General features: G+C 57.0%; 5 protein-coding genes. All 5 read right to left on the bottom strand.

Annotation, left to right across the window (positions count from 1 at the left end):
- Window positions 1-202: 202 nt before the first annotated feature.
- Window positions 203-2,869 carry a beta-N-acetylhexosaminidase gene (locus EIEH_RS07355; protein ID WP_015872158.1) on the bottom strand — a complete coding sequence of 889 codons (2,667 nt, stop codon included), beginning with the start codon at window positions 2,867-2,869 and terminating at the stop codon, window positions 203-205.
- A gap of 18 nt (window positions 2,870-2,887) precedes the next feature.
- Window positions 2,888-3,220: a ChiQ/YbfN family lipoprotein gene (gene chiQ, locus EIEH_RS07350; protein WP_015872159.1), complete on the bottom strand. Its 333-nt coding sequence runs from the start codon at window positions 3,218-3,220 to the stop codon at window positions 2,888-2,890.
- Between the two features lie 57 nt (window positions 3,221-3,277).
- Window positions 3,278-4,672 (bottom strand): chitoporin ChiP, encoded by a 1,395-nt coding sequence (gene chiP / locus EIEH_RS07345; RefSeq protein ID WP_015872160.1) that lies wholly within the window; start codon window positions 4,670-4,672, stop codon window positions 3,278-3,280.
- A 563-nt stretch (window positions 4,673-5,235) separates the two neighbouring features.
- On the bottom strand, window positions 5,236-6,903 hold the full coding sequence (gene glnS, locus EIEH_RS07340; protein WP_015872161.1) for a glutamine--tRNA ligase: 1,668 nt from the start codon (window positions 6,901-6,903) through the stop codon (window positions 5,236-5,238).
- Between the two features lie 222 nt (window positions 6,904-7,125).
- Entirely contained in the window at window positions 7,126-9,141 is a 2,016-nt protein-coding gene (nagE, locus tag EIEH_RS07335; RefSeq protein ID WP_015872162.1) for an N-acetylglucosamine-specific PTS transporter subunit IIBC, read from the bottom strand.
- Window positions 9,142-9,315: the final 174 nt, after the last annotated feature.

Raw genomic sequence — 9,315 nt, 5'->3', positions numbered from 1 at the left:
CCTAAACGTTCTTACTGCCGTTTTCTATTAGTTCACGCTAATCTGCGATGAACCCAAAAAAAGCCCTCATCGACGAGGGCAATCACTACTCACTACTACTCAGATCGAAATCGGAGGGAGGGTAGGATGAGGCCGCGCCGCGCGCGATCATCCTAAGATAAGGCCCCCGCACAAGGCGGGGGAAAATGAGGGTAAAATCCCGTCAGGACTTGACGGACTCCACGCGGCTAAAGCGCTTGCCATCCGGCGATGCGGTACGCACCTGAACCTCACCGCTCACACTCGGCTTCGCCTTGGCATCATAGCGCTGCCACTGCTTACCGCCGTCGACAGAGTACTCCACGATCAGGCCCGGCATCGCAACGTTGGTCTCCAGCTTACCGTTCACGACACGGGCGCCCGGCTGCGGTACGCGATAGGCCACGCCAGACTTGTCCATCTTGGCCAGCTCACGCTGCCCCATCAGGTTGGCAAAACGCTGCCAGTCCTGCAGCAAAGCCTTCTGATCCACCAGATGGGTTTCACCGCCCTTGTATTCACGCCCGGCCTGATACGGCTGCTCCCAGCCCGCCTGATGCCAGGCACGCTCGGCGACAGCCATGATGCGCGGATAGATCTTGTACTCCATCATCTCATCAGTCCGCACCACTTCACTCCACAGCTGAGCAGAGAGGCCATAGGCGCCCGGCCACGGCTTGTCGCTCTTGGCGCTGAAGTAATTACCGTCGCGATCGACCGACGTTTCGGCGTTCTGCGGCAGGTTATCCGGCGCGAAGGCAAAGATCTTGCGTTCATCGCTGAAGCGGGTGCCCCAGTAGTAGCCGTTCTCCTGCGGATTGACCTCATATGGGAAGTCCATATAGACGTAATCCGGGTTGGAGATCACCACCTCATAGCCCTTGTTGGCCCAGTCGTTGGCTGAGTCAAAGCCGCCCCAGTACAGGGTATCCCAGAAGTTAACCCCGACGCGCGGCGTCGCAAATGCCTTAGAGTCCTTGGCATCCTTCAGGCCATCCTGCCAGGCCTGCATCTTGCCGATGCCGTGATCCTTGACCATCTTGCTGACTTCAACCGCAAAGTAGCTCGGCAGGTGCTCCATGTCGGCCACCTTGCCCTCTTTGATCATCGCCTGGCACATCTGAGACTTGGCCCACGGCTTGTCCTCTTTGCTCAGGTCGATCATCCCCTTGCCCGGCTCCGGCTTGCTCACGTCGGTGTAACCCGGCCCTAAGCGGATGTTCTTCGCCTCATCGCCGCCGAAGTGCCAGGTGGTGAGCGGCTGACCGGCTTCGCGGTGCATCTGGGCCATCTCACCGATCACTTTGTCGACAAAGCGCTTGGAGGAATCCAGACACGGGTTGAGGTAGCTGTGACGATCGTAGAACTGCACCGAGGTGGTGTTGGAGTCATCGGTCGGATCCAGCAGGCGGTACTCGTTGGCGCCCTTCTCATCACCGGCGGCCTTGAGCTTGTTGTAACGGGCCTCCATCGCCACCACCGCCGCACGGGCGTGGGCAGGCATGTCGATCTCCGGGATCACCTCAATGTGGCGCGCCTGGGCATACTTCAGCAGCTTGATATAGTCGGCGCGGGTAAAGTAGCCGCTGCCGTTGTTGTTGCTGTCCGGGCCAGAACCCAGCTGCGGCAGCAGACACTGCTGTTCACTCAGGTCATGGCAACGCTTTCCGCCAACTTCAGTCAGCTCCGGCAGGCCCGGGATCTCAATACGCCAGCCTTCGTCATCGGTCAGATGGAAATGGAACTTATTCAGCTTATACGCCGCCATCTGATCCAGCAGGCGTTCAATGGAGGCCAGAGAGTGGAAGTTACGCCCCACGTCCAGCTCAATGCCACGATACTGGAAGCGCGGCGCATCCTCGGCGTCCAGGGTCGCTATCTTGGCGCTGCCATTGGCCGGCAGCAGCGACAGGATGGACTGCAGACCGTAGAATACCCCGGCCTGATCGTAGCCGGTCACTTCCGCGCCCTTGGTGCCGATCTTCAGCTGGTACGCGCCCGGTACCGCCATATCACCTTTAAAGGCTTTGGTGGCGATCAGCGTCTTGATCGGGTAGCCCTTCTGCACCTGACTCACGCCAAGCTGGCCCAGACGCTGCTTGATAACATCGGCGCTGGCGGTGTTCAACACCGTCAGATCCAGGCTAACGCCACGCGCCAGATCGGCATCCTGCTGATGTACTTTCAGCTTCAGCGGCGTCGGCATGATCTGGCCGCGCAGGCTGGCTGCTGACAGGGTCTGCACATCGGCATTTTTGGCAAAGCGGTTCTCCGGCGTCATCAGAACGTTTTTATCGTCCTTGATACGCTTCCACAGATCGCCGGCAAACGGTGTCACGAACTGACGCAGATCTTCGGTATCGGTATTGGCGATCACCTTCGGCTTGGCGTCCGGTGAGGTCACGTACCAGCGCGGCATCACGTCGCTTTCAAACAGCTGCCAGTATTCGCCGACAATGGGGATCTCGATGCGCTCACCCGCGGCAAAGCCCTTGAACTTATCCGTCGGCTCAATCTTGTGCAGATCGCCGGTAATGAAGGTGATCTTGAACTGCTCGTTGCCGCTCTTGAGGATCTGGCGGATGTTATGGAAGTAGATGGCCCACTCTTTACCCTCGATAGCGCTGCCATCGTTGGTCAGGCTGATCACGGCCTGGTTGCAGGAGGCCCAGTCGGCACCCAGCGCCGCACAGTTGACACCGTTCTCCGCGCCACGGTTATCGGTGACGGCGTAGTTCACTTTCACCTGGCTGCTGATGCTGTCCACCAGCTGCTGATCGGCCTGCGCTACACCGGAAACGCCCAGCATACCCAGTGCCGTGGCGACTACGCTCAGTTTATATCCTTTCATCATCTCGCTTCCCTTTTCTCAGTTCGCGTTACCGGCGCGGATTTCCTGCCACAATTTGCCGCAGCGGGCCGTATAGTTATCGCCAGCGCCGCTCATCGCCGCCTCAATACACTGCTGGTAGTTCAGTACGCTCACACTCTCTTTCTGCGCAAACGCGGCATGAGCCTTACTCTGCTTCATCACGTCCAGGATGGTCTGGCAGGAGGCCACCTTGTCATGTTTGCCATCGGCATCCTGAATACACTTGCTGTAGGCCTGCTTCAGCAACTGACTTTCCTGAGACGGCGCGCTCGGCTGTACACAGCCAGTCAGTACGATAGCAGCCATGGCCACACCCAGAATCGCTTTCATACTCTCTCTCCCTTGATTCGCTTAACGCCCCTCCACACGCGCAGAGGGGACAATAACTCAGAACACGGTGAACGGAGCGATAACGATAAACTTCACGTCATGCTCATCCTGGAACATGTTGCCGTACCCCCCCAGATCCTGATCTTTGGCCTTATTGTCATACTGGGTGTAGTGCAGCTTGAACAGGGTGCCCTTGGCACGGCCATCCTGGATCACGTACATCGCATCCAGACTGTAGGCGCTCTCTTTCACACGCTTGTTCTGGTCGGCGTAAGTACTGTTTGGCTTGGCATCCCAACCGTAGACATAGGAGGCACCAACGCCCCATCCCGGCATATTCCACTTGCTCAGGTCATACATCACCCCGGCAAAGACCGCTTTCTCACCGTTGGCGTTAAAGTCGGAGCGGTTATCCCACCAGATATCCAAACGACCGTTGGAAGAGGCGTAGGCCGGGGTCATACGCTGCAGGAAGTAGCCCTGCTTACCCTCAGCCTTCACCCAGGTGCCTTCCAGGCGCAGGTCAAACTGACCAACCTTGTAACCGAAAGTCAATCCCTGCAGCCAGGCAGTGCCATCATAGACATCGGCATTGCTGTTGGCATCAGAAATGCGATCATGGGCACCGTAGAACTGGTAACTGGTGGTCAGCGGGCTACCGGCCACATCAAACTTGTAGGTTCCCTTGGCGAAGTACTGGTTCATAAAGCCCTGGGCTTGGCCAAAGGCCGCCTCCACCACCAGGCCGTTCTTGAAGTCATATTTCCCGCCCAGGGAGTGCAGGTAGGAGACCTCTTCACCGCGGTTATCGCCCAGGCCACCCTGATAGAACTTATCCATCTCCAGATGCCATGGCGCCTTATAGCGGTCGGTCCACATATAGGAGAAGCTCAGCGCCCCGGCGCTGTCAAAGTCAAAGTTGGCGCCGGTCTCAAACCCCTGATAAGTACCCGGCATAAAGCTCCAGTGCGGGGCTATCAGGGTCTGACCGGTCGGCTGGATCCAGCCGATACGCGCCCACATCGGCCCCATTTTCAGCTTGGCTGCCGCCTTGTACAGACTGATGCCACTCTTGTCACCAAGCCAGTCTTCCTCATAGGCCCGGTTGGAAGAGGAGAAGGCGATTTCGTTCGGGTGACCGCTTCCGGCTGATTCCGCCATCTCAATGGCGGTAAATGCGCCAACGTCCAGACCGATAAAGTCGGCGGCGTAGCCGGAGGAGAAGTCGAGGCTGGCATTCCAGGTGGCGTGAGACAGGTTGGTTTTATACTTACCGGTCTCCACGTCCTTGCGATCGCGCTCGCGCTGCCAGTAGTAGATCCCACCGGTCATGGTTGAATCGTCAATGAACCCTTCAGCCTGCGCCTGTGAGGGCGCCATGAAGCCGCTGCCCAGCGTTGCTGCGGCAACAGCGAGCGCCAGCACGCTGCGCTTAGCACGATGCGTAACCATAGAAAAATTCCTCTTTGACTGAAAAAACGCGGCTGGCGGAACAGCGTCCGGCCAGGTCGCCAATATCCCCATCGGGGTAAAATTTATTGGGTGTCTGGGTAAAATCCCGTTCACTTACTGCACTACTAGACTATTTTTCGCGACGCGAATTATCAAATGAAAAGTAAAAGATATGTATCAATTTTTGACCGAGTGCACATATTCTTATATTTAGTTACATCGTGGTATAACTAGCATGATTAATAAAAAATACCATTAAAAAACAGCGATATGTTTGTAATACCATTAATAATGTAGGGGGAGATCGTGGAAGGGAGTACGAGGTGACTTTCTTCATTTATGAATAATTATTACATTACAACACCTTATTAATTTTCAACGCGAAGTCATTCTTTACTATACTTTGACCCGCGAAGCACCGGGCCGGGCGCACGCCGCCGCAAAAAACGGCATGATAGACCGGGAGGGCATCCCGCCAATACAGGCAAAAAAAACGCCACGGACCCGTGGCCCGTGGCGTTTATCTTGTCAGCCTATCGGCGTGCTGCGCTGGGCAGCGTCACTCAGAGCGCTGCTTTGGCCCAGGTATCACGCAGGCCGACGGTACGGTTAAACACCAGATGCCCGGCGGAAGAGTAACGGATGTCGGCACAGAAATAGCCCTCACGCTCAAACTGGTAGGTCACCTCCGGCACCGCCGCCGCCAGCGTCGGCTCGACGAAGCCGCGCCGAATAACCAGGGACTCCGGGTTAATGGTGGAGAGGAAATCTTCCGCCGCCCCCGGGTTCGCCACACTGAACAGGCGATCGTACAGACGGAACTCCGCCGGCAGCGCATGGCTGGCGGACACCCAGTGGATCACCCCTTTAACCTTGCGCCCATCCGCCGGATCCTTGCTCAGGGTATCCGCATCGTAACTGCAGTAAATGGTGGTGATCTCGCCATCGGCATCTTTTTCCACGCGCTCGGCACGGATCACGTAGGCATTGCGCAGACGCACCTCTTTACCCAGCACCAGACGCTTGTACTGTTTGTTGGCCTCTTCACGGAAGTCAGCGCGATCGATGTACAGTTCGCGGGCAAACGGCACTTCACGGTTGCCCATCTCCGGCTTGCTCGGGTGGTTCGGCATGGTCAGCAACTGTACGCTGTCGGCCGCCAAATTGTCGATCACCAGACGCACCGGATCCAGCACCGCCATGGCGCGCGGAGCGTTTTCATTGAGATCATCGCGGATACAGGACTCCAGCGCGGCCATCTCCACGTTGTTGTCCTGCTTGGTCACCCCGATACGGCGGCAGAACTCACGCACGGCAGCAGCGCTGTAGCCGCGGCGGCGCAGACCCGAAATGGTCGGCATACGCGGATCGTCCCAGCCCTCGACAATCTTCTCGCTCACCAGCAGGTTCAGCTTACGCTTGGACATGATGGCGTATTCCAGATTCAGGCGCGAAAACTCATACTGACGCGGATGGCACGGAATAGAGATATTATCCAGTACCCAGTCATACAGGCGACGGTTGTCCTGGAACTCCAGGGTGCACAGAGAGTGCGTGATGCCCTCCAACGCATCGGAGATGCAATGGGTGAAGTCGTACATCGGGTAGATGCACCACTTGTTACCGGTCTGATGATGTTCGGCAAACTTAATCCGATACAGCACCGGATCGCGCATCACGATAAACGGCGACGCCATATCGATCCTGGCGCGCAGGCAGGCGCTGCCTTCGGCGAACTCGCCCAAGCGCATTTTTTCGAACAGCGCCAGGTTCTCCTCCACGCTGCGATCGCGGAACGGACTATTCTTCCCGGGCGAGGTCAGGGTACCGCGGTATTCGCGGATCTGCTCGGCGCTCAGCTCATCCACATAGGCCAACCCTTTGCCAATCAGCTCCAGGGCGTACTGATGCAGCTGGTCAAAATAGTCAGATGAGTAGCGCACTGCACCGCTCCACTCAAAGCCCAGCCACTGTACGTCGCGCTTGATGGACTCAACGTATTCGATGTCTTCCTTTACCGGGTTGGTATCATCGAAGCGCAGGTTGCACAGCCCTTGATAGTCTCTGGCGATGCCGAAATTCAGGCAGATGGACTTGGCGTGGCCAATGTGCAGGTAGCCGTTTGGCTCCGGCGGGAAACGGGTATGCACGCTGGTGTGTTTACCGGACGCCAGATCTTCATCGATGATCTGACGGATAAAGTTGGTTGGGCGGGCTTCAGCCTCACTCATCTTCTGTTCCTCTATGCCAAAAAACGCGTTCTCATTATTCCATGATCTAACAACCCTCGGGCGGAAACAACCGTTCTATCGGTAAAATACCGACGTTTTTTTTGTGATCTCCGCGGAAGTGGCGGATAACCGCGCCGCGTCCCCTCCCCCTTATCCGGACAATAAAAAACGGGGAGCCCTTTCAGGCCCCCCGCCGCGTGACGCAGTCGTGTAACGGCGGCGCTACTTGTTCAGAATGGTATACAGCTTGCTCTGACCGGCGACCACCTGACCGGAAGCCAACGCCCCCACGCCGCCAAAGTCATCGATATTGCTGACTACCACCGGACTTATCATGGAGCGCGCATGGGCGTTCAGGTAATCCAGATCCAGCTCCAGCACCGGCTGGCCGACCTTCACCACATCCCCCTCTTCCACCAGGCGCTTAAAGCCCTGACCGTTCAGCGCCACGGTATCGATCCCCATGTGCACCACCACTTCCACACCGTCATCACTCTCCAGACAGAAGGCGTGATTGGTGTTGAAAATCTTCACTACGGTGCCGTTAGCCGGTGCGACAACCATCTTATCCGTCGGACGCACCGCCAGACCGTCGCCGACGGCTTTACTGGCAAACGCCTCGTCCGGCACCTCGCTCAGGGCCACCACTTCACCGGTGATCGGTGATACCAGCGTCGAGTGGACACCCGCGGCGGCGTTTGGCGTCGCCTGGGCCTTTGCCGCCGGAGCAGCGGAGCTCGCCGCCGCAGCAGGTACCGTGCCCGCCGTACGCATTGCATTGGCGATCTTCTCGGCCACGAAGCCAACGATGATCTGGACGCTGGTCTTGTTCAGGCGGATTACGCCGGAAGCGCCCAGCCTCTTAGCCATCGCTTCATTGACCAGCGAAGAGTCCTTCACCGTCAGACGCAGTCGGGTGATACAGGCATCGATACCGGTCAGGTTGGCGGAGCCACCGACGCAGGCGATATACTGACGGGCCAGCTCGCTGACATCCGCTTCTTTGGTCAGATCCAGATCCTCATCGTTGCCATCAGCCTCTTCACCCGCGCCGCTCAACTCACGCCCCGGCGTCATCAGGTTGAATTTGGTGATAGTGAAGCGGAACACCACGTAGTAGATAACAAAGAACACCAGCCCCTGCGGGATCAGCATGTACCAGTGTGTCGCCAGCGGGTTACGTGACTGCAACACCATATCCACCAGACCGGCGCTGAAGCCGAAGCCGGAGATCCAGTGCATGCTGGCCGCAATAAATACAGAGATACCGGTCAGAATGGCATGCAGCACATACAGCACCGGCGCCACGAACATGAAGGAGAACTCCAGCGGCTCGGTGATCCCGGTAAAGAAGGAGGCAAATGCCGCTGCCAGCATGATACCGGCGACCTTAGCCCTATTTTCCGGACGGGCGCAGTGATAGATGGCCAGCGCCGCACCCGGCAGACCGAACATCATGATCGGGAAGAAACCGGCCTGATAGCGACCGGTGATGCCGACCACCGCCTTGCCACTCTCAATGGACTGAGCGCCGCCCAGGAAGTTCGGAATATCGTTAATGCCGGCGACGTCAAACCAGAACACGGAGTTCAGGGCATGGTGCAGACCGACCGGGATCAACAGACGGTTGAAGAAGGCATACACGCCCGCCCCCACGGAGCCCAGCTTCTGGATATGCTCACCGAAGTTCACCAGGCCATTAAAGATTACCGGCCAGATATACATCAGGATAAAGGCCAGAATAATCATCAGGAACGAGGTCAGGATCGGTACCAGACGACGGCCGCTGAAGAAGGAGAGCGCCTTGGGCAGCTCAACGCTGCTGTAACGGTTATACAACTCAGCGGAGATAATACCGACCAGAATACCGATAAACTGGTTATTGATCTTACCGAAGGCGGCAGGAACCTGATCCACCGGAATCTTCTGGATCATCGCCACCGCAGCCGGCGAACACAGGGTTGTAACCACCAGGAACCCGACAAAACCGGCCAGTGCCGCCGCGCCGTCTTTATCTTTGGACATACCATATGCAACACCAATGGCAAACAGCACCGACATATTGTCGATGATGGCTGAACCGGACTTGATGAAGAACGCCGCCAGTGCGTTATCTCCCCCCCAGCCGACCGGGTCGATCCAGTAACCGACACCCATCAGTATTGCTGCGGCCGGTAGCGTCGCTACCGGCACCATCAGCGCGCGGCCTACCTTTTGCAAATAACCGAGAATACTCACATTTCCCCCTATTTGGACCTACAGTGCAAATACACACTGCACTAACGGTCTCATCATCACTGATTTAAGTATTTTGTTGATAATATGAACCACACTGGAGAGTGTAAAAAAATTATTTTTCTCCGCAAATTAAAACCTCCTGATTTGTGATTATTATCACCAACAATAGGTGAA

It is taken from the genome of Edwardsiella ictaluri ATCC 33202, from assembly GCF_000264785.1.
In the GTDB taxonomy this organism is placed as follows: domain Bacteria; phylum Pseudomonadota; class Gammaproteobacteria; order Enterobacterales; family Enterobacteriaceae; genus Edwardsiella; species Edwardsiella ictaluri.
The sequence above is the reverse complement of the archived record's forward strand: the minus strand, read 5'-3'. Positions and strand labels throughout refer to the sequence as shown.

Excerpts from the sequence above, each read along its gene's own strand:
- EIEH_RS07355 (WP_015872158.1), bottom strand. The coding sequence starts at position 2,869 with ATGAAAGGATATAAACTGAGCGTAGTCGCCACGGCACTGGGTATGCTG.
- chiQ (WP_015872159.1), bottom strand. The coding sequence starts at position 3,220 with ATGAAAGCGATTCTGGGTGTGGCCATGGCTGCTATCGTACTGACTGGC.
- chiP (WP_015872160.1), bottom strand. The coding sequence starts at position 4,672 with ATGGTTACGCATCGTGCTAAGCGCAGCGTGCTGGCGCTCGCTGTTGCC.
- glnS (WP_015872161.1), bottom strand. The coding sequence starts at position 6,903 with ATGAGTGAGGCTGAAGCCCGCCCAACCAACTTTATCCGTCAGATCATC.